We start from the raw sequence: 22,009 nt of genomic DNA, 5'->3' as shown, positions 1-22,009 counted from the left end.
GTGGTTAGTGGTTAATTGTCTCCCTATCTCCCCACCCTCCCACTTCCTCCCACACTCCTCACACTCCGTCTTCCTGTCTCCTTGTCACCTCAATCCTCTGTCCTCTGTCCTGTGCCTTTCTCTTGATATCCCATTCCGTTGGCTTCGGCATAGCGGTGTAGGAAGCGCATGAGTCTTTCCCAATGATCTTCTCGATAAATTTCCAGCTTGCATTCTACTCGGATCAAATCGTCACCATCATCGCCGCCATAGATAATTTTCAGCGAAGCAGGCTCGATACTAATTTCTCCTTCCGAATCAATTAACCGTAAATCTCCATAGGTTTTTTGGGTAAAACTTTGGAATTTCTCCAGTGCTTTTAGCATCTTAAAAGTCATCAAAACGCTTCGCACGCCTGTGTCTTTGTTTTGACGCAAACTAACGTTTTCTAACTCTTCAGAAAGACCGACGAAAAATTCTATAGACGGATTAGAAGAAGACATTGATATTTATCAAGAAATTTTTTCAAAAAAATTGCTATTAAAAATTTTGAGCTTGAAGCTTGCGAACGAATGTTCTTCAAGCTTCATCTTAGCTAAGGTTATTCTGGCTCGCCGCCTTGAATTTTCAGCAGAAGAAAGCCCCAGGCTACTCCTACTAGCGTTAGAACAATTAATAGGATTGCTCCGTTAAAAAGCATACTCTCAGCACTCATGTTTATCTCTCCTTTTTATTTAGCTAAAGTTGCTTCCAAGAAGATGACTATCATAAACTACCTCTAGCCGCTACGCGCTCGCTAGACGTTTTCAGTAGTCCTAGATCGTCACCAAATAAAGACTTTCAGTCATTATAGGTATTGTAAGGCATCGCTCCTCTTCCGACTAACTAGAAATTAACCGATTCTTAAAAGATGTCCGCCAAAGCGAATAAAAATCTATCCCAACTTCCCCATTTAGCTGTTACGATAGGCGATCCAGCAGGGATTGGACCGGAAATCGTCTTGAAAGCCCTAGCCGATCCGTCAATTCGGGAAACTTGCCGGGTTACCGTCGTTGGCAGCCGATCGCTCCTGCAACAAACTTATCAGAAATTGCAACAAATCTTTACATCAAAAGAAAAAACTTTAGCCAATCCTGACGAATTCCCCATTCTAGATATACCGATCGATGGCGCGATCGCAACGCAAATTACTGTGGGAACGGGTAATGCAGCTAGCGGAGCAATGAGTTTCGCCTACCTCGAAGAAGCGATCGCCCGTACTAGAAAAGGAGAATTTCAAGGGATCGTCACTGCCCCAATTGCCAAATCTTGCTGGAAAGCGGCAGGACATCATTATCCCGGACAGACAGAAGTTTTAGCGCAAAAAGCCGGGGTAGAGAAATTTGGGATGTTATTCGTCGCGCGATCGCCTCATACAAGTTGTATATTGCGAACCCTGCTCGCAACCACCCACATTCCCTTAAATCAAGTTTCAACTGCCCTAACTCCCGAACTAATGTCTTTAAAACTCGATTTATTAATCGATTCTCTCAAAAAAGATTTTGGCATCGATGCGCCCCAAATTGTTATTGCCGGGTTAAATCCTCATAGCGGCGAACAAGGACAACTGGGAACCGAAGAACGAGACTGGTTGATTCCTTGGCTGGAAAAAGAACGAGAAAACCGCTCTCAAGTCAAGTTAATTGGACCTATTCCTCCCGATACGATGTGGGTTAAACCCGGTCAAGCTTGGTATGGCAACGATCCTAATGTAGATGCCGCCGATGCCTATCTTGCCCTGTATCACGATCAGGGTTTAATTCCAGTGAAATTAATGGCATTCGACAGGGCAATTAATACCACGATTGGCTTGCCTTTCATTCGTACTTCTCCCGACCACGGTACGGCATTTGACATTGCCGGAAAGGGAATCGCTAACGCAAGCAGCATGAAAGAGGCGATTGAGTTAGCGGCGCAGTTGGCCAAAATTAAATTTTCTCGAAACGCGATCGCGTAATTTTTCTAAGGAGAGACAATGATTGACTTAACTAAAAAAGAGATAATCAATTTTTGTTCCAGCTCGATAAGATTGCTAAGTTGACCGTACCGGGCATTTCAGCAATAACCCATTAAATTTATTCCAGAAAAAAAATGTGATAGAATATGATTATTGATTGAGAATTAGCATTCGGTAGAAGAGTTTGTTGTTTGTGTTAACAGGGTTTTCCGGTTTAGTCTCGGCAGGATTCTCTCCGAAATCTCAATACTTACACGCTATTTAAGTCTAGGAGACAATCCATGTCGATTTATGTAGGTAACTTGTCCTATGAAGTTACAGAAGCCGAGCTAAATTCTGTATTTGCAGAATACGGTTCGGTCAAACGAGTTCATCTCCCCACCGATCGCGAAACGGGTCGGATGCGCGGCTTTGCTTTCGTAGAAATGGAAACCACAGCCCAAGAAGCAGCAGCTATCGAAGCTCTCGATGGAGCTGAGTGGTACGGTCGCGAACTCAAAGTCAATCAAGCCAAACCTCGCGAAAACCGCGATACCAGAGGCTCATTTGGCGGCGGCGGTCGGAGAAATAGTAATTACTCAAAGCGATTTTAAGCTGAAAAGCTAAATTTTCTGTAGACATCGCTGATGGTTTAATAAACATAGGGGTGGAGATTTATTATCTTCACCCTTTTAACGTTGAGACAATTTACAGCAATTTTCAAGTGATATCAAACCCGGTTAAACAAACACAATAATCAGTAGTGGGAGCTTCTAGCTCGCGTTCGAGCAGGAATGAAAAGCGAGCAAAGCGATCGACCCTAACTTTTCTTACCCCTTTTCTGAGCAAACCAAGATTGCAGCTGCTCTCGACAAGCTGATTCCAGGATTCCCGCCAGTACAGGCAATCGGTGATTGGAGGCAGGACTATCGGGAAGATTGGCAACGGTACGGATGCAACCCGTTTTCGGATCGTCTGCTCCATAAACTAGCAAACCAATCCGCGCTTGAATAATCGCCCCCGCACACATGGGACAGGGTTCTAGGGTGACGTAGAGAGTACAATCATTGAGATGCCAGGTTTGTAAGACTTGACTGGCAGAGCGAAGGACAAGAATTTCTGCATGGGCGGTGGGATCTTTGTCTCTTTCTTTGCGATTGGAAGCTTCAGCAACGAGATTGCCAGCGCGATCGACAATTACGGCACCGACAGGAACATCTCCCGCCTCTCCCGCTTCCTGGGCTAATTCTATGGCACGACTCATCCAATGCCTATGAGTTAAATAAGCGATTGGATCGATTTGCGTTAGAAATGGCACAATTGTCAAGGATTTAACTGACAGGTTGCGCTAAGAGAGAATCTAATTGACCTTGCCCATCAAGACTATAGAGGTCGTCGCACCCACCAATATGGCGATCGTTGATAAAAATCTGGGGAACGGTTCTCCTTCCGTTAGCGCGTTGCGCCATTGCGTTTCTGGCTGCTTCGTCGCCGTCGATTTTGTATTCGGTGAAATTAACGCCTTTCCACCAGAGGAGTAACTTGGCACGAATGCAGTAAGGACAGGTTTGCCAGGTGTAGATCTCGACGTTAGCTTTAACCCGTTCTGGATGGCGACCTAAAAGAGAATTGAGAAGATCGAGCATTTTTCTCGCTGTATGATTTTAGTTTCATAAATAGAGAAACTACTCTCATTTTAATTGAGGAGATAGTAAAGATTGTTGGCGCAGCCCGTCCCCTAACTAATTAATAACTGATTCTGTTGCTAGCCAAGCCCTTAATACTTCTGCAACCGACCACGCTTGAGCTATACAACCTTTAGGCGCAAAGGGTGCATTGCCGTCAAAAATTTCGCTAATACTGCCTACGCCTGCCTCTAGAATATGATTTGCCATCGGTTCTAAAATTCTACGTGCTGCTAGGGGATCGTTAAAAACGCGCAGATGAGCCATAACATAAGCGCCCAACAACCATCCCCAAACCGTTCCCTGATGGTAAGCACCGTCTCGTTGTACGCGATCGCCCTCATAATAACCTCGATACTGAGGGTTATCAAGTGAAAGGCTGCGCAAGCCGTAGGGTGTTAGCAAAAGGCGATCGCAGGTTTCGACTATTTTTCGCTGTTGAATGGGGGTTAACGGACTTTCTGGCAGCGATACGGCAAAAATTTGATTGGGACGCAGGGAGGCATCGTTGCCTTCTGGCGTATCGAGAACGTCGAAACAATAGCCTAAATCCTCATTCCAAAAGCGTTGGAAGCCCATCAGCGTTGCCTGCGCCATGTTGTCGTATTCCTGGTAAGGCTGTCCTAGTTGCTGGGCAAATTTAGACAGGGTTCTCAAGGCATTGTACCAAAGCGCGTTAATTTCTACGGGTTTGCCGATGCGAGGGGTAACTACCCAATCTTCTACTTTCGCATCCATCCAAGTCAGTTGTACTCCCGGCGTGCCTGCATAGAGAAGTCCGTCATGAGCATCTAAGTAAATGTTGTATCGCGTTCCTCGGCGATGCCAATCGATAATTTCTGCTAATTTGGGAAAGATTTCTTGTACCAGTGTTGCGTCTCTCGTCGCCTCATAGTAGCTGCGAATGGCTTCAAAATACCAAAGAGTAGCGTCAACCGTGTTGTAATCCCCATCGTCCAAGGGTTTGTTATCGTCTGGAAAGTGATTGGGTAGCATTCCCTGACTGATATATTGGGCGAAGGTACGAATTATGGAACGGGCAATTCTCGATCGCCCTGTGGAGAGGGTAAGTCCTGGTAAGCTAATCATGGTATCCCTTCCCCAGTCGGTAAACCAATGATAACCTGCAATAATCGTCTTCCCATCGGGATTATCGGGTAAGGGACGGTTGACGATAAATCGATCTGCATCCAGTACCAGTTGCTTCACCCACTCAGGTGCATGTTTAGCAGCCGTTGGCTGACTTGTTTGCCAAGTCTCTAGCAATCTTTGCTCGTAGGCGCGACGAACTTCTAATTGAGCGATTCCATCCAAATCTGGGTTACTTTCTGTAGTGGCGACAACGGTTAAAGATTGGCCCGGTTCGAGGGCAGTGTCATAGGTGGCTATTTTAACTGCATAGAGGTTATCGTCGAAGTGGTCTAATCCGCGATCGCGTTCTCTATCTAATTCAAATCCGTAGTACCATTCATTGACTGGGGAAACAGTAGCGCGATCGGCTAGTATATAGTAAGGAACGGCATCGGGAAATGCATTTACTCGTACCCCCCGCGCGATCGGTTCTAAATGCATGCGCCAGTTTCCTGCCCTAGTTCTGCTATGATAGTCGCGATAATTCACCAAAACTTTGAGGGAAAGGCTTAGGGGTTGCGCGGCTTCATACACCCTATAGTAAATATAAGTTGTATTCGAGCCGGGTTGCATCCAAATTCGTTTTTCTAATAACGCATCTTCTATCCGATAGCGCCATAGCGGGATAGTTCCTTCTAGGGAGAAGCTGTCAAGATAGCGATACCCCTGCGGATCGACTGTTTCGTTAATCCAATTATTTGTAAAAAGGGGATAAATCGAGCCATTATAGTAAGCCGTGTCGTCAATTTTTGACACTAATAAAGTGCGTTCCAAGGGAGGTTTTAAGGCAGCGACGAGTATGCCGTGATAGCCTCTGGTAAGCGAATTGGCGAGAGTTCCCGACGCATAACCGCCAATTCCATTCGTCACTAACCATTCTCGCGTCTGTAGGGCGTTTAGATCGCTACAGGTTTCTCGTCCAAAATCAATACTCATAGCTTTTTTTAATTATGAACGTAGTGCGAGCGGGACGTTCGCGTGGGCATCCTTCCCATACTACCAACCTACTTTACAGTCTATTGAGGATTTTTATAATTGTGAGATTCTCTAAAAATTTTGTAAAGCATCGCAATTAAAATTCTGTTACTCAGCTTTTTTATTAAATTTAATTAGGGAAGGCAACTAATATCAAATCCGACTGAATAAATTTTTATAGATTATTGTTATCGGGAGTGGAATCGGCGGATTAACAGTTGGCGCATTGTTAGCAAGATATGGCAAAAAAGTATTAATTTGTGAAAGTCATACCATTGCTGGCGGTGCCGCGCACAGTTTTTCTCGTCACAGTTTTCATTTCGATTCAGGATCTTCTTTTTATTGTGGTTTGGGCAATAAATTTCCGAGTCTCAATCCTCTCAAACAAGTCTTAGACGTATTAGGAGAATCTTTAGAAGTCATTCCCTACGATCCTCTCGGACATTATCATTTTCCCGAAGGAACTTTTCCAGTTTATAGCAATCTGCAAAAATATCGCCTAGAGGTCGCTAAAGTTACGCCTCAGGGCACACAAGAATTAGAAAGATTCGAGCAGCATCTATTATCTCTTTACGATTGTCTAAAAGATATTCCTACAATTGCTTTGCGATCCGATTGGCAATTAATTCCTGTTTTAATATCGCGTTGTTTTCTTACTTTATTAAAGTTATTACCTCAAAGAAATATCATTAATTCTTCTGTGGGAGACGTTATGGATCGAGAAGTTAGCGATCCTTGGGTACGCAGATTAATTGACTTGGAATGTTTTCTGCTATCGGGATTAAAAGCGCATGGTAAGATCGCGCCTGAAGTGGCTTTTATGTTAGGCGAACGAACTCGCGTTGGCGTTGAATATCCGGTTGGCGGCAGCGGAGCAATTGTAGATGCCATAATCAGAGGTTTTCAGCGGTGGGGAGGAGAGTTACGGGTAGGAACTCATGTCGAACAAATTTTAGTAAAATCTGGCAAAGTTATTGGAGTTAAATTACGTAAAGGAGAAATCATTAAAGCGCCAATCGTGATTTCTAATGCGACGATTTGGGATACTTATGGAAAATTATTAAAGCTAGAAGATTTACCCAGAAAGTATCGAGAAGAAACTCTAAAAACTCCAGCAATCGAGAGTTTGATGCACCTTCATTTAGGAATTAAAGCTGATGGTTTGGAAGAATTGACGGGACATCATGTCGTCGTTCATGACAGCAAACAAGATATTACAAAACCAGGAAATACTTGTATGATTTCCATTCCTTCAGTATGGGATCGCAATCTTGCTCCAGAGGGATATCATGTCGTTCATGCTTATACCTTAGAAGCCTATGAAGGGTGGCAAAAAGATAAAAAATATGAAGATAAAAAACGAGAAAAAGCACAATTTTTATATCGTGCTTTAGAAAAAGTAATTCCAGATATTCGTCAACGAATTACTTTAGAATTGATTGGAACTCCCTTAACGCATTCTCATTTTCTTCATCGTTTTCAAGGAACTTATGGTGCTGCGATCGCAGCAGGAAAAGGCATGTTTCCCAACTGCCATACGCCGATTTCTGGCTTATATCGCGTCGGGGACAGTACCATGCCAGGAATTGGCGTTCCCGCTGTCGCCGCATCGGGGATTTTATGTGCAAATACCCGGGTTGAGCGACAAAACTCAAATCGCCCTCACCCCAACCCCTCTCCCAGGGCAGGAGAGGGGCTTTCAACTTAAGACTTTTGCCTGAAGTCCCTTCGTCCCCTGTGGGAAAAGGGATTTAGGGATGAGGAGATAAAGATTTGTCAGTCACCCAAGCAAATCCCTTAAAATAAGTTCGTTTACCAGAGGTTTTTTTTGGACGATGATGGCGATCGCGATGAAGACGATGGCGATCGCTTCGGACTTCCTCCCCATAAAGATCTTCTTGAGGATGCACGGCGCACAGACGATCGTATTCGTCGCGAAGTAGGTCGGTTAGATTTCAAGGTTCTGGATGGTTTGGCCCTGCCGTAGGAGGAAACCTGTCGATTGAGGCTATTCTGTGTTGTTTTTGTTGACGAGCGAGACGACTTTTTCCTGGCTTTAGGCTGTGCTTGTTGTTGTGCCTCCCGAACTTGTTGCTCGATTTTGGTTTGAATTTCTGCTATCTTGACATTAATATGGGCTAATTGTGTCTTTATCTTGCCAGCAACGACAGGATCTGAGGAAATAGCCTTTAAATGCTCTCGTACTCTATCCCATTGAGCTTTTGCTTGTCGGTACTGGGCAAGCGTTTTAGCGGCTTCTGTAGTTTTTGTAGCTTCAGTTATGAGCGTTTCTGCTTGCTGAAGTTTTTGTTGGGCTTTCCGTCCCCTTACAACTCTGACATTGATTTGCTCGAAGCGAGTTTGATAGACTTTTAAAGTCTCTTGAGCTTGTAAAGAGACTTCAGCATCGTTGGGAATAGTTTTTAATTGGGTTAGGGTTTGCTTGAAGCGATCGCGTGCATTTTGCAATTCTTCAACGCTTTGTGCTCGACTGGCTTGAGAAATTGCCTCTTGTCCTCGTTCGACTTGTTCTTGATAAACCGTCTGATATCGTGCATCTGTCGCACAATTATCTAACTTCTTACATAAACCTGGGATGAAAGGAGAGCCAAAACCGATTGCCATGCTGCCTAGAAGCATGCTAGCAGCCATTACTCCACCTGCTTTGATGAGTTTGCCACTTTTACTGGGGGTTTTATCTTCGCGAAAGATTTTATCTTGAGGCGGCGGACTGAGGTCTTGTTGTGGTGTTGCTCCAGAAACGAAAAGCGCACTCGGTCGAACAAACGACGACATAATGATGGGCGTGGATTTGCTCTCAGGTGAGGAGGCGGACAAAGCGGCGAGAACTTCTTTTGCTGATTGATAGCGCTCTTTAGGCTTTTCTGCCAGCATACGGCTGAAAATTTGCCTTAAACCGTCGCTAATTTCTACATAATTCTGCCACTGCCATTCCATTGTATGACTGTCAAATAGCTCGGTTGGCGCTCTTCCGGTCAATAAAACTAGAGCCGTGACAGCTAGCGAATAAAGATCGCTACTGGGATAGCACTGCCCCATCCGAATCTGTTCTGGAGGCGAGTAACCCCGTTTTCCTACTAAAGAAACTGCTCCTAACGGGGCATTGTGGCTAATTAGGCTGTAGTACCCATAAGTGACCGCTTCTTTGACAATGCCGAGATCGATGAGGATTGGCTTGCCACGCTGTCTGGAAAACATGATATTATCCGGTGCAACATCCCGATGAATGACATGGCAGCCATGAAGATAATCCAGCACTGGCAGCAGATCTTTGAGTAATCGAAGGACTTCAGCTTCACCAAAAACTTGACCTCGCTCTAAGCGTTGGTTGAGAAGTTCCCAGTAGGTTTTTCCATCAATATATTCTTGAATGATGCAGAATCGTTCTCGATCTTCAAACCAGTTGAGAAATTGAGGAATCTGGGGATGATCCAGTTTTTGTAAAACTCTTGCTTCTCTTTTAAAGAGCTCGAGAGCTTTTCGGAACGTCTTTTCTTGCTGTGTAATTGGAAAAAATTCTTTTAGGACGCACAAAGCGCCCAAACACTGTCGGTCGGAGACGAGATAAGTTCGACCGAATCCACCTCGTCCCAGGAGGGTTTCTATGCGGTAGCGATCGCCTATAAAAGTACCAGGAGATATCTCTAATAAGGCTGTCATATTCAATCGATCGATGATGGCTACAGATGGATTGGTGAATGGGAGACGGGAAACTAGGAGACTTCTGAGACAAGGAAAAGATTTACTTCCGAGTTCCGACTTCTAATAACTGATTTATAGCGTTCGTGCTATTGAAATGCAAGCCATGAGATCGGCATTGGTTTTAATTGCTTGGGCGTTAATATGAGTTATAGTTGCGCGATACCCTCTCTCTTGCAGTGCTTGAATCAAACTCGATCGCTTGGGAAGATCTAATTTTCCTCTCCGTCCGATCTCTGTGAGGGTATAAAAATAAGGAGGAAAATCTGTTTCTGCTTCCATCGTAGCCAGTAATTCTAAGCGTTTCGACCATTCTAACCCTTGGGCAAGAAATTGCATTCGCCTCAACTGTTCTTGGTGATGGAGTTGTCCTAACCACATGGGACCGCTGAGGATTAAAAGGGAGCCATCTCTTTGACAACAGGTTTTCCCTAACTTTCGCCAAGAAACCACTTGATAATTGCCGCATTGGTGGCAGTAGCCAAGAAAGCCATAGTTTTCAGGAATTAAACAAGGCTTAGCAAGTAAACGCAGCATAACTCGATAGGTTTGACCCGTAAAAAGCGAAAAAATCGGTTCGATTCCTAGTCTCATACTGGCTGCTGCCTGTTGTGCGCTGCCGATGAGCAGCCTGAGGACTTGTTCTTGAGAGGCAGGATGACAGCGAGTATATGCGCCATAGATGCTGAGGCTGTTTTCTGGCTGGTGTCCCGTCGCCGTGCGTCCGTCAGTACTGGTGAGGTAAAGCAGTCCGCCGATTTTGGTTGCCCATAAAGCGGTATGAAGATAGGGAGCAGCCGAACCAAAACAGTCTACATCGACAAGATCGTAATAATCTCGCCGATTGTAGCAATCGAAAAAGATGCGATTGGCATCGGTATGCGTTATTTGACATCGATCCGACGCGATCGCATCTTTTAAATTATTCTCTAATACTGGTCTTATTTCTGGGTTGCTGTCATTTGCCCAAATCCAATCCGCACCGCTTTCTAACCAGTAGCGCAAAGTCCGCACCCCGCATCCGGTCATTGCATCTATAACTCGCAGGATTCCCCTATCGGATTTATAGATTGCCGCCGCTAAAACGCCTAAATCCCGCACGACTCGACTGGCAGAACGATAAAATGCATTACCAACTTGAAATTTAGCTTTCCCTTCGGTGTAGAAAGTGGCACTGACAGAATCAGGAGTCGAATCTGACATTGAAGGTATTGGTTATTAGTTAGTGGTTAGTCGTTAGTCTTAAGGAAAAAATTGCTACTAAAATAAATTCTCTGTCTAAGATGCTAAAATCCGTCTTAAACGGCAAGATAAGCATTAAATCGACTTAGAAATTAGCGCGATCGCGAATGGCTGCCATTAACTTTTCGATTACGGTCGCGACTGCTAGTTCCCCTAATTCTCCAGAGGCGCGAGTGCGAATATTCAAGGTATTAGATTCTACCTCTTTTGCCCCTACCACTGCCATAACAGGTATTTTTTGCTTCTCGGCATTGCGAATCATTTTTGCCAAGCGCTCGCCGCTGGTATCGGCTTCGGCGCGAATGCCTTGCGATCGCATCTGGGTTGCTACTTGTTTGGCATAGTCCAATTGCGGGTCGCTGACGGGTAAAATTCGCACTTGTTCGGGTGCCAGCCACAAGGGAAAATCTCCCACATATTGTTCGATCAAAATACCGATCAAACGCTCTAGCGAACCAAAGGGAGCGCGGTGAATCATCACGGGACGCTTGCGAGTTCCATCTTCAGCCACGTACTCTAACTCGAATCGTTCTGGCAGGTTGTAATCCACCTGTACCGTTCCCAGTTGCCACTCGCGTTCTAGGGCATCCCGAACGATAAAATCGAGTTTGGGACCATAAAAAGCCGCTTCCCCAATGCCTTCAAAATGCTCCATCCCCAAGGTTTCGACGGCGTGACGGATCGCCTTTTCTGCTTTATTCCAAGCTTCGTCGGAACCGATATACTTATCGCTATCGGGATCGCGAAAACTCAGTCGCGCTTTAAAGTTCTTGTCTAGTTTGAGCGTTTTAATAACTGACAAGATCAGATCCACTACGTTGAGGAATTCGCTCTCTAGTTGCTCTGGAGTGACAAATAGGTGGGCATCATCTTGAGTAAAGCCGCGTACCCGCGTCAGTCCTCCCAATTCTCCGGATTGCTCGTAGCGATAAACGGTACCGAATTCCGCTAAGCGCATCGGCAATTCTCGGTAAGAACGCAACTCGCTCTTGTAAATCTGGATATGGAAAGGACAGTTCATCGCTTTGAGCACAAAACCTTGTTCGTGCGCGGCAGCTTCCTCGTTCTCTGCCATCATGGGAAACAGGTCTTCTTTGTATTTCTGCCAGTGTCCGGAGGTTTTGAATAATTCCACTCTGCCGATATGGGGGGTGACTACAGGCAAATAGCCGCGTTTAATCTGTTCTTGCTTGAGAAAATCTTCTAGAATGCTTCTCAATATGGTGCCTTTGGGAGTCCACAAGGGCAAACCCGGTCCTACGAGGTCGGAAAAGACGAATAAGCCCAGTTCTTTACCTAGTTTGCGGTGATCGCGCTTAAGGGCTTCTTCTTTACGTCGTTTGTATTCTTCGAGTTGTTCTGGGGTTTCCCATGCCGTTCCATAAATGCGCTGCAATTGCGCTTTGGTAGCATCTCCGCGCCAATAAGCCCCAGCGACATGTTCGAGATCGATCGCTTTGGGGTTAATTTGCCCTGTGCTTTCGAGGTGAGGACCCGCACAGAGATCCCACCATTGGTCGCCGAGATGGTAAATAGTAATCGGTTCTTGAATGCTTTCGAGGATTTCTAACTTGTAGGGTTCGTTAATTTCTTTGATGCGGCGTTCCGCTTCCTCGCGAGTCACTTCTTCTCGAATGACTGGTAGGTTGCGGTTGACGATCTTAATCATTTCCTTCTTGATCGCCTTGAGATCCTTTTCAGAAAAAGGTTCTGCGAGATCGAAGTCGTAATAAAATCCTGTTTCCGTCCAAGGTCCGATAGTCACCTGTGCTTTGGGAAATAGCTTCTGCACCGCCATTGCCATGATGTGAGAAGTGGTGTGCCGAATTTTTTTGAGATGTTCGGATTCGCTGGTGCGAGGAAGCCGAATGGGTTCTTGCTGTTCCTCTGAAGCAGCCGATTCGGCGATAGGCTTCGGACCGTTAACCATACCAGTAACTCTTTTTAGACTTTACCTTCATTGACTTGCACGTACTATTACCATGATACTTGCAAAGACAAGGTTCTACCTCAGACAAAGTCAATTTACGCTTGGGGTAGATAAATCCAAACTCAATTGAATATATTGACGCGATCGCGATTCTTCAGAACGATTAGTATAGCAGGCTGTCTCCAAGTTATTATCTAACCAAAATTCAGAACTACCAGGATATTTTTGGTCTTTCAATAACCATTGTCTAAACACTTCTTCGCGACCGTCTTTAGAAGCAACCATTTGATAGACTCTGACTCGTTTTTGACGATTTCCCCCACAACAGATATTAGTCAATCCATAGCCAATTTCTTCAAGAAATCGCCTAATTATGACTATCGGGCTAGCATTTTTGGCAATTCCGATGCCCATTACTGTTTTAATTTCAGCGCGGTTATTCTTAGCAATTTGAGCAATCTTTTGTAGATCGTCATCTGTATTGCGCAATTCTCTAGATGGATCGGCTAATAATATTGGGATGCCTAAGATTTCCATTGTGCCAATAATAGCTCCTAATTGGGAGACATTAAAATCAGGAAAAAACAAACTTCCCTGACCTTTTTCGATTAGTTTTCTAGCAACTATTGCATCTCTATCTGCTAGATAAGAACGCCCGATAGTTAAAAAATAATGGAGGCGAATTTTTCGATACCAGTTATCATCATCTAGAGCAACGATTTGAGGAGTAATAGGTATGCAATAGCGTTTTTTTAGGGTATATTTTCTTAAAGATCTCCGTTCTGTAATCGTTTTAACCAATCGTTTTTTAAGCTCCTGATATTGTTCTTCAGTTAGGTCGTCAGCTAGCGAGATCGCTTCGCATTCTGCTTGATAGTTTTGCTCTCTAACTGAATTAATAGCTTCGGTTAACTGATTTTGACTTTTAACCCTTTCCCAAGCTTCAGCCAGTGAATATCGATCGGGAAAATAGGAAGAAGAAATTTTTCCTCCGTCCTTTATTTGATGTCCTTCTTCCCATAGCAAGGCAAGCACGGAATCTCGATAATTAATCATTGAAGCATTGACGCGAACTGCCATTTTTGCCCAACAAAATAGTGATTCTGCTTGAAATCCCGTATCGATATCGTCGAGTGCCTCGAAATCGGATTGTTGCAGCAAGCGAATATTCAGTTCGGTTAAACGATGACCGGACGTGAGTAGTGCTGGAATAGATGTAGAACCATTTCCGATTTGATTGAACCCATAGGAGGCAATCCAAAGATAGCGGGGAATATTCTCTCGAATTCTTGCCAATGCTTGACAGATAGATGTTGCTGTTTGCACGCCTTGAGCAATACTCCAAACGGAAGTAAAATGTCCTTTCAAATCGATACTGACACCGGTTTCAATAGACGGACTTGCTAGGACGATATCGTACTCAGATAAGACGCGATCGAGATTAGTAATACAGTTATAAGCAGGATGAGTCGGTTCTGCTAGAGATTCAGAATCGATGCGCAGAATTTTTGCTCCTGGAAATTGTTTTTTAAAATAGGATTCAAGAGTACGAGTTCCCCATTGACTGGTTAATTTCTGTGCTGAGAGACAAATAAACGGTTTGCCGCCTTCCTTAATATGCTTGACTAAATCTCTTACCAGTCTTTTTGGGTCGCTTTCTGAATAGTTATAGACTTTCCAAGCTTCTTCTTCGGTAGGTTTCCAGTCATTTTGAATGATAAAAGGTTTTAGGGAAATTCCGGCCAGAGAAATTAAATAATCTAGGGAAATATCGCTTAAATCTGCATCGGCAACAAATACTTGTCCGCCGCCGCCTAAAACATTTTGCATCAAAGTTTTTAGTGACTTGAGTATGGCAACGCGATTGCTTCTACAAGTATCAGAATTTAAACTGTGCCAAAGTACTTGTTCGACTTCATCGATAATTACGATTCCATCCGACCAATGAGTAGCATTAAACTGTGCCTGGGAATTGGGGTGCAAAGAGTCGATACATAACCCATATCCCAATACTTGCTCTTGCGGACGCTCTCGCACCTCAGTAATGTATTTCAGTCCAAAGCGCTGACAAAGTTCTTCAACCAGTCGGATTCGATGTCCGATAACTAACACCCATTGTTGGCGATCCCTAGCTCGTGCGACGATCTTTTCTAGAAACTGAGTCTTTCCCGTGCCTTTGGGGGATTTAATGCCGATTAGCTTAGCTGTTGCGGGAATATCTAAATCGGGAAGATAGCGATAATTGACCTGAAGGTTGGGAGTATAAGTAAGGCGCGCCCATCCCTGTACTTTCCAGGTATCTAGGGGAATTGCTCTTTGATAAGCTTGCTCGAAGGCAGGTTGACCCGCTTTAGCAATGAGGTCGTCAACGCCTTTTCCGAGTTCGGGTTTCCAGGTAATAATTTTGACACAACAGCCTATTTTAGTCAGCAGATACCCCATTTTTCCGATCGCTGCGTTGACCGCTTTGATGGTGTTGGGTTTCCTATCTTGGTCGAAAGCAATGTAAATTTCTCGTCCCGACGCGACTAATTTTTCTAATTGAGGAATGAGATGGGATTTGCCGATGCGATTTCCTCGTTCGTCTCTGGGAGTGCGATAGCCGTTGTTAATTCCTGGGAGGCCAATCGCTGCATAACCTGCCGTGAGTAACGCGCCAGCTTTTTTCGCGCCTTCGGTAATACACAAAGGGATTGAAGGATGGTTCGCCAGCCATTGCCAAAAACCGAGATCTGGTTGCTTTTTGTCGATCTCTTGTGGTATAATTTTCATCTCGCAGCGAGCGGCAATGCGCTGCCATATATGCAAAGGAACTCGTAAAGCGAAGATACCAGTGGGCGCATAGGGCGGATGTTCGTATTTAATGGGTTTGTTGCGATCGCTACTCAGACGAGGGCGTTGTGGTTTAAAACATCCCCAGAGGTCATCGTCTCCGGTCAGTAGATCGATCCCAGAACACCACCATCCTCCTTCTTCCGTGTGTTCGTAGCGTTTGAGAATGCGATCGCTAACTCGCCCGTCGTTGCGTCTGGGGATCTCGTCAGAGTAAAGCAGATACTCTGAGGGTGCAGAACCGTCTAATGCAGTTACGTTAAGGCGAATTAGCTGTTCGTCAACACAGCTTTTTTGCCACTCAAGTAGATGGTTCATCCCTTTTCCTCCTAAAACACCCAAAGCAAAACACTACCAGTAGCGCTTTGCCTCATAATTTTAGAGCAAAAACACTATATGTGGAAAAAAAATCTCAAGCGCGAGGAGGAATATTATCTACAGTTAGTAGTTATGAATTGCGACTTTTACCTTCTGACTTTTTGTCAAGACTTGATTTCCTGAAACCGTTCTTTAGCTGCCCCAAACGCTTTTTGCATCGCGGATTGAATTTTCTTCGGATCGGGTTTCTTGCCGCCCATGAGATCGCCGAAATACACGCAAGCGCCTTCCCCTAGCGCCCAGGTGTAGGCAGCAGCCCAGGAAGCTGCGATCGCGCTGCCCAACCCAGGGATAAATTTAATCAACTCCCGTCCGATAGCTTTTGCTAGCAATCCCCCTGCGATCGTGCTAACTATGCCTCCTGCCTGGGATGGGGTCAGCGTCTGCTCGTACAATTTCCCCAACAGTCCCACCATTGAGACTTGTAGGGCAGTTAATACTGGCATGGTAGCGAATGGTAGAGGTACGGCTGCCACCGTTGCTGCGATAACAGCAAATGCCAAAATATAACGCCGTCCCACATCTCGATAGAGATTGCCAATTTGCTCGCCAACAGCTTCATCTAATAGCTGATGAATCGCACGGGCTTCCGCTTCTGGAAGTAAGTCTGCCAGCGTATCTCTAAACGCCTCTAAGCCGTAAAACACCGGATTATAGCCATCTCCTTCTAAGGTAAAGTCGATGAGAACGGCGCGATCGTACAGTCCAGCAAAAGTTTGCTGCAATGCGGCAAAAGCTCGGTTGACTTCTTCAAAGTCGGGGGGATAAGGGGGATGATCGGCAGCACTGGAAGGATAAACCTCATGCAAGCAAGTTACCGCCAGCAAACAGGGAATATCTCGATATTTCTGACGCAACTGCCGAGCAATTTGTCGCAGCGCGTCTGTTGCGAAATCATTAATTTTTACGGTTAAAATTAAGACTCTCGCCCCGCGACTTTCTTGGTTTAAATCGCCAATCAGTTCTCGAACAATTGTCTGAGTGTCCTGGTTTACGTCTCCCAATCCTACTGTATCGGTAAAAATGAGCAACGGCAGGTCGCTCGATGGATAAGCATAATGCTCGGTGTGTTGCGTATGAGGACGAAATCCCTGACCGACAATCTCGGCAGAAACACCTGTCAGTCCCCGCACGATCGAACTTTTTCCAGTTTGAGGCTTACCGATTAGAAACGCTTCTGTAGTCGGCAGTTGCGATCGAACCGTCTCCAAAATCTCGACGACCCGATCTTCGCTAACGCTAAACCACTTCACGACTGTTTGTGCGACTTGCTCTAGGGGGAGCAATTGCATCAATCGCGTTGTTGCCTGGTTCCAGACTTCAGCCGCGTGGTTTGTCCAGGAATCTTTTCCCGACCCAGGCACTCCATCGTTAGTCGGAGTCGGCACTTCGTCAGCATCGCGTTGCTCAATCATTCGCTCCAAACGGCAAATAGGGTGCAAGGTACTCTGCCAAGTGAGCGGCGGAGCCTGCTTGCACTTCGTCAGACTAACTCTAGTCTAGCATTCAGAATTTTTCGCGTTGCTCTATCATGCCACCACTCAGTTTTTCGTAGGCAGCCAGAATAATTTGCTCTGTCTCTTCCCAACCAATACATTTATCGGTCACGGAAACCCCATATTTTAGCTGCTCTAGTTGGCTGGGAATCGGTTGATTGCCTTGATAGAGGTTGGATTCTAACATCATGCCAACGATTGATGCATTCCCCGACGCTATTTGTCGAACGACATTTTCAAAAACAGAAGCTTGTAATCTGTAGTCTTTATTAGAATTTCCATGGCTGCAATCGATAACGATTCGCGGGGGCAAATTTGCCTCTTTTAATTTTTCTTCTACCAGTTTTACGTTAGCTGGGTCGTAGTTGGGTTTGCCGTTACCGCCCCTTAAAATTACGTGACCGTAAGCATTTCCTTTCGTTTTAAAAACGCTTACCTGTCCTTTTTGATTGATTCCCAGAAAATGATGGGGGCTTCTGGCAGATTGTATAGCATTCAAAGCCACTTCAATGTTGCCATCGGTGCCGTTTTTAAACCCTACAGGCATCGAAAGTCCGCTTGCCATTTCGCGATGAGTTTGCGATTCGGTCGTGCGCGCTCCGATGGCAGACCAGGAAATTAGTTCGCTCATGTACTGAGGGACGATGGGATCGAGGGCTTCTGTGGCGGCGGGCAATCCCAATTCAGCAATTTTTAAAAGCAGGCTGCGTGCCATTAATAAACCTTTTTCGACATGAAAAGAATCGTCCATATCGGGATCGTTAATTAATCCTTTCCACCCTACTGTCGTCCTTGGTTTTTCAAAGTACACTCTCATAACGAGCAGCAGCTTATCTTTGACGCGATCGCTCAGAATTTTCAGTCTTTGTGAATATTCAATCGCTGCTTTTGGATCGTGGATGGAACACGGTCCGACTACGATAAATTTTCTACTATCCTTAAAATCTAAGATATTTTCTATTTCTTTTCTATATTTTAAAATAGTTTTTTCTATCGAAGGCGTTAACGGCAATTTTGATTTTACTTCATGAGGAGTTAATAGTACATGAGAGTTTTGAATATGAGTGTTAAATAATTGATTTTTCATATCTTACAACTAGAAACTGCTTTTAGTCTGTATTTTAAACTAATCTTATATTTAAAAGAAATCTAAGCTAGCTATAGCAACGTTAATTTAATCTAGGGTTAATTGCCATATTACTAATTGATAATTGGAACGATTCGCATTATGTACTTTGGGTTTGTCGAGGTTTAATCGTCACGTTCCCTGGTTTAGCCTGAGAACGAAGGGTAGAGAAGCCTCAGCCTTTAGCTGTTCCCTGCCTATTTCCAAATCTGAAATGAGTTTCTAACTATCTAGCCAGTAAAGCTCGCCAGAAAAACTCAGGCAAAGCTAGCATGCGCTTCCAACGCCAGGGTTCTTGATAGAGTCGATAGAGCCACTCTAAATTATTTTCCCGCAACAAAACGGGTGCCCTCTCTTTGGTTCCAGACCAGATATCAAAACTACCGCCTACGCCAATCCAAATGGCTTCGGGGCAGAGAGAGCGGTTCTGGCGAATCCAAAATTCCTGACGCGGAACCCCCAATCCGACCAAAATTAGTTTTGGTTGGGTTACCTTGAGCGTTTCTTTCCAATTGTCTTCTTCTGCTGGCGAGAGATAGCCATGATTGCTAATAATTGAGATTCCGGGCACTTTCTGCCGCCAAGTTTGGGCTGCTTTCTCCACAATTTCGGGTTTACCGCCATAGAAGGCAATGGGATAGGATTTGCCCAATCGCCCGATTTGTTTGAGTAACGACTCTGCTAGTTCGATTCCCGGACAGCGTTGCTGCCGCTGCCCTCGCAGGCGCAGATAGAGAACGATTCCAGCCCCATCGGGAATGACGAGATCGGCTTCTCGGATGCTCCTGGCTACGTTGGGATTTTTTTGTGCGAGGATCGCCATTTCTGCATTTAGCGTTATCACATGAGTTCCCGCTCTCTGGTGTAAGCGTTTTAGGAGCCAACTCGTATAGTCATTAAAGAGATGGACGGGCAACTTTAAGACAGAAAAGGTTTTAGGAGTCTTTAACATATCCAGATTTTTGCGCGATCTAAAATCTCCTCACATTACTTTACCGTACTTTACAAAGCGAGAGCTAGAAAACCCCAACTTTGCAGTACCCTCTTGGAATGAGAAGACAAAATTATTTCCATTGATATAAAGACGAATTTTGCGATCGCAAAGTGGCAATCTCTATTGGATCGCCCTCTTGTGTAAAGTTTTGTAAATTCTTGAATAAATTCTCCTCTCAAACTCTAACAAACTGACAAAACAACGCAAAATCTAAGCTTGAGGGGGGCGATGAGAAAAATAACGCTCAAAAAGTTTCTGTACTGGTTCATCGGCGAAAGGGCTGGACGAAGCTTATACCATTTTTCAAAAGTAATGACAGAGATGGTTGATTGCCCTCACCCCCAACCCCTCTCCCAATTTGGGAGAGGGGAGAAGGATGTCGATCGCGACTAATGAAAATTGGTATTAGTAGGAATTTGGAAATGGTTATGGGATTTACCTGTCGAACCTGGCGGAAAAGTTGCCAAAGAGGTAGCACAAGAATCGCTTAAGTCAATTTCTTTTATGGGTGCAAACGGAGAAATGAAGTTTTTACCGACAGGCGATCGTATGGGTAAAGCCATTTTAATTCAGGTGCGACCTAGCGTATCGGGATACGATTTTGTACCAATTCAATAGAAAATTGTACCCGAATAACTAAGGTAAAAGCTATTCGAGATTACTTCAACTCGAACTAGATTATTATTATGGCAAATCATTGGAACAATAATTTAGATGATTTCGATTGTCAAATCGGCAAACTCATTCAAGAAGCCCGACGCTATCCAAAAGGCAGTTTAGAACGAAATAAAAGACTAAATCAAATCGTTAGCCTGATGCAAAAATCGGGAAAAATTATGAAAAGTTATGGGAATATTAATTTTCATGACTACCAAGAAGCACTTCAGAAAAGCTGGAAGTATTTCTGTGGCAACTTATGCGAAGCCACCACAGCAAAAGAAGCTTATAATCCAGATAAAGGAAGTGTATTTACTTGGTTTAATAGCTATCTCAAATTTGCCATCATAGAGATTCTGGAAAACAATAAACAAGAATATGATAATCGAATTTTTCAAATCATTTCTCCAGAAACAGGAGAAATTATATATCCTTGGGAAAATCTAGCAGCACCCTCAGAAAACCCTCATTCTTTGTTAAAAGAAATTAAAGAATGGCTGGAAGAAAATAGAGAGCGATTAAGCCAAATTCATTTAAACAAGCACCCCAACATTAATTGTTATGTTTTAATCCTCCGTCGCTTGCCTCCAGAAAAAGCTTGGAAAACTCTTGCCAATGAATTTGGAGTTTCTATTTCTACCTTGAGTAGCTTTTATCAGCGCAAATGTTTGCCCAAACTCCAAGACTTTGGTAAAAGTCATTTTGCTGAAATTTTTTGAATCGATCGCACTTTAACACCAGGCAAAAAATGATTGAATCAATTCTCTCTCAATCCCTGACAATTCCTCTTACTCAAGACGAGAGTAAGCTCGCCATTCAATTTGCTCAACAGCAACCGACAAAAGAAAAACAAAAACAAGTTTATCTCAATACCTTAGCAGTACTGGCAGTCAATCGCTACTTAGAAATGTTAGAGATTTCAACCGATCTCCAGTCCAGCTACAGTTGGAATCCAATTATTCGCTTGTGTGCTGATGTAGCCGATTTGAAAGTAACAGATTTAAACCTCAAAAAATTCGGGCATTTAGAATGTCGCCCCGTTCTAGCAGGTCAAGAATTTGCTTGGATTCCACCGGATGCTTGGGAAGAACGAATCGGCTATATTTTTGTTCGATTAGATACAGAATGCCATCAAGGAACTCTATTAGGATTTCTCCCCACAGTCTCGAAAGAGAAGATTCCAATCGCTTGCCTGCAATCTCTTGACGAATTCCTGGATTTTTTGTATAAACCCACCCTTAATTTTGTCTGTTTAAGCGACTGGTTTGATAATATATTTACAACTGGTTGGGAGGCAATTGAAGAAGTTATCGTCAACCATCAACAAGCCAATCCTGCCCTAGCCTTTCGCCTTGGCAGAGTTCGTTTTGACAAAATGGAATGGTTGAGACAACAAATTAAACAGTTGTTTCCAACAGGGAAGCCATCCTCACCAATCCTTCCCCCTCGCGACCGAGATCCGATTCCTGCTCTAGTTCAAATCCTGCAAGCAACTCAGGACGAGGAAACGCGCTGGCAAGCAGCCGAAATGCTGTGGGAGATCGAACCAACCCATCCAGCAGCAGGAGTAAGACGAATTATCGATCTGGGAATGCAATTAGGAGGTCATCGAGTCGCCTTGATGGTAGCTCTTTTAGAAAAGCCCGACCAAAAAGTAGCCGTCCTCCTGCGAGTTTACCCCATGGGAAATCGGGATACTTTACCTCCTCTTTTGCAACTGAGTGTTTATGAATCGGACAATCCTGTTGCTCAAGTACAAGCCAGATCCCAACCTTTAGATAATTACATCCAGCTAAAGTTAATTGCAGAAAATGGGGAAAAATTTAGTGTCAAGGTAGCATTAGAGGAGACGAGTTTTATAGAATACTTTATCATTTAAAAAAATAAGG

At 44.3% G+C, this 22,009-nt stretch carries 18 protein-coding genes; 6 read left to right on the top strand and 12 right to left on the bottom strand.

Going from position 1 to position 22,009, the window contains the following annotated elements; genetic code table 11:
- Positions 1-89 precede the first annotated feature (89 nt).
- Together psb28 and PLE7327_RS13555 are read right to left on the bottom strand one after the other, a co-directional pair.
- Entirely contained in the window at positions 90-482 is a 393-nt protein-coding gene (gene psb28 / locus PLE7327_RS13560) for a photosystem II reaction center protein Psb28 (RefSeq protein ID WP_015144380.1), read from the bottom strand.
- 98 nt (positions 483-580) lie between these two features.
- The gene (locus PLE7327_RS13555) at positions 581-694 is read right to left on the bottom strand and encodes a PetM family cytochrome b6-f complex subunit 7 (RefSeq protein WP_015144379.1); all 114 of its coding nucleotides are present in this window, start codon (positions 692-694) and stop codon (positions 581-583) included.
- Positions 695-889: 195 nt separating this feature from the next.
- Between PLE7327_RS13555 and pdxA the strand changes: the two genes are divergently transcribed.
- Positions 890-1,975, top strand: a complete 1,086-nt coding sequence (gene pdxA / locus PLE7327_RS13550) for a 4-hydroxythreonine-4-phosphate dehydrogenase PdxA (protein ID WP_015144378.1) — start codon at positions 890-892, stop codon at positions 1,973-1,975.
- A gap of 281 nt (positions 1,976-2,256) precedes the next feature.
- Positions 2,257-2,568, top strand: a complete 312-nt coding sequence (locus PLE7327_RS13545; RefSeq protein WP_015144377.1) for an RNA-binding protein — start codon at positions 2,257-2,259, stop codon at positions 2,566-2,568.
- Positions 2,569-2,774: 206 nt separating this feature from the next.
- Here the strand turns inward: PLE7327_RS13545 and tadA are convergent, their stop codons facing one another.
- From tadA to PLE7327_RS13530, 3 genes are all read right to left on the bottom strand, one after another.
- Positions 2,775-3,272: a tRNA adenosine(34) deaminase TadA gene (tadA, locus tag PLE7327_RS13540; protein ID WP_015144376.1), complete on the bottom strand. Its 498-nt coding sequence runs from the start codon at positions 3,270-3,272 to the stop codon at positions 2,775-2,777.
- A 13-nt stretch (positions 3,273-3,285) separates the two neighbouring features.
- The gene (gene grxC, locus PLE7327_RS13535; RefSeq protein WP_015144375.1) at positions 3,286-3,600 is read right to left on the bottom strand and encodes a glutaredoxin 3; all 315 of its coding nucleotides are present in this window, start codon (positions 3,598-3,600) and stop codon (positions 3,286-3,288) included.
- A gap of 96 nt (positions 3,601-3,696) precedes the next feature.
- The gene (locus tag PLE7327_RS13530; RefSeq protein ID WP_015144374.1) at positions 3,697-5,706 is read right to left on the bottom strand and encodes an amylo-alpha-1,6-glucosidase; all 2,010 of its coding nucleotides are present in this window, start codon (positions 5,704-5,706) and stop codon (positions 3,697-3,699) included.
- A gap of 220 nt (positions 5,707-5,926) precedes the next feature.
- Between PLE7327_RS13530 and PLE7327_RS13525 the strand changes: the two genes are divergently transcribed.
- A complete protein-coding gene (locus tag PLE7327_RS13525) occupies positions 5,927-7,453 on the top strand; it encodes an NAD(P)/FAD-dependent oxidoreductase (protein ID WP_015144373.1) in 1,527 nt (508 codons plus the stop codon).
- 104 nt (positions 7,454-7,557) lie between these two features.
- On the opposite strand, the gene PLE7327_RS22745 is transcribed toward PLE7327_RS13525, so the two are convergent.
- The 7 genes from PLE7327_RS22745 to PLE7327_RS13490 form a co-directional block, all read right to left on the bottom strand.
- Entirely contained in the window at positions 7,558-9,426 is a 1,869-nt protein-coding gene (locus PLE7327_RS22745) for a serine/threonine-protein kinase (protein ID WP_015144372.1), read from the bottom strand.
- A 114-nt stretch (positions 9,427-9,540) separates the two neighbouring features.
- Positions 9,541-10,668 carry a N2,N2-dimethylguanosine tRNA methyltransferase gene (locus PLE7327_RS13515; protein WP_015144371.1) on the bottom strand — a complete coding sequence of 376 codons (1,128 nt, stop codon included), beginning with the start codon at positions 10,666-10,668 and terminating at the stop codon, positions 9,541-9,543.
- A 124-nt stretch (positions 10,669-10,792) separates the two neighbouring features.
- The gene (gene thrS, locus PLE7327_RS13510; protein WP_015144370.1) at positions 10,793-12,637 is read right to left on the bottom strand and encodes a threonine--tRNA ligase; all 1,845 of its coding nucleotides are present in this window, start codon (positions 12,635-12,637) and stop codon (positions 10,793-10,795) included.
- Between the two features lie 90 nt (positions 12,638-12,727).
- On the bottom strand, positions 12,728-15,787 hold the full coding sequence (locus PLE7327_RS13505) for a plasmid replication protein, CyRepA1 family (protein WP_015144369.1): 3,060 nt from the start codon (positions 15,785-15,787) through the stop codon (positions 12,728-12,730).
- Between the two features lie 164 nt (positions 15,788-15,951).
- A complete protein-coding gene (locus PLE7327_RS13500) occupies positions 15,952-17,262 on the bottom strand; it encodes a GTPase family protein (RefSeq protein WP_015144368.1) in 1,311 nt (436 codons plus the stop codon).
- A gap of 91 nt (positions 17,263-17,353) precedes the next feature.
- Positions 17,354-18,430 carry a 3-deoxy-7-phosphoheptulonate synthase gene (locus PLE7327_RS13495; protein ID WP_015144367.1) on the bottom strand — a complete coding sequence of 359 codons (1,077 nt, stop codon included), beginning with the start codon at positions 18,428-18,430 and terminating at the stop codon, positions 17,354-17,356.
- 265 nt (positions 18,431-18,695) lie between these two features.
- Positions 18,696-19,421, bottom strand: a complete 726-nt coding sequence (locus PLE7327_RS13490) for a WecB/TagA/CpsF family glycosyltransferase (RefSeq protein ID WP_015144366.1) — start codon at positions 19,419-19,421, stop codon at positions 18,696-18,698.
- Between the two features lie 441 nt (positions 19,422-19,862).
- On the opposite strand from PLE7327_RS13490, the gene PLE7327_RS13485 reads away from it, so the two are divergent.
- The 3 genes from PLE7327_RS13485 (at position 19,863) to PLE7327_RS13475 (ending at position 21,999) form a co-directional block, all read left to right on the top strand.
- The gene (locus PLE7327_RS13485) at positions 19,863-20,081 is read left to right on the top strand and encodes a hypothetical protein (RefSeq protein WP_041392139.1); all 219 of its coding nucleotides are present in this window, start codon (positions 19,863-19,865) and stop codon (positions 20,079-20,081) included.
- 68 nt (positions 20,082-20,149) lie between these two features.
- On the top strand, positions 20,150-20,839 hold the full coding sequence (locus PLE7327_RS13480) for a hypothetical protein (RefSeq protein WP_015144364.1): 690 nt from the start codon (positions 20,150-20,152) through the stop codon (positions 20,837-20,839).
- A 29-nt stretch (positions 20,840-20,868) separates the two neighbouring features.
- On the top strand, positions 20,869-21,999 hold the full coding sequence (locus PLE7327_RS13475) for a DUF1822 family protein (protein ID WP_015144363.1): 1,131 nt from the start codon (positions 20,869-20,871) through the stop codon (positions 21,997-21,999).
- Positions 22,000-22,009 lie beyond the last annotated feature (10 nt).

It is taken from the genome of Pleurocapsa sp. PCC 7327 (assembly GCF_000317025.1).
In the GTDB taxonomy this organism is placed as follows: domain Bacteria; phylum Cyanobacteriota; class Cyanobacteriia; order Cyanobacteriales; family Microcystaceae; genus Hydrococcus.
Note: the sequence above shows the minus strand (reverse complement) of the source record. Positions and strands in the feature narration are given on the sequence as shown.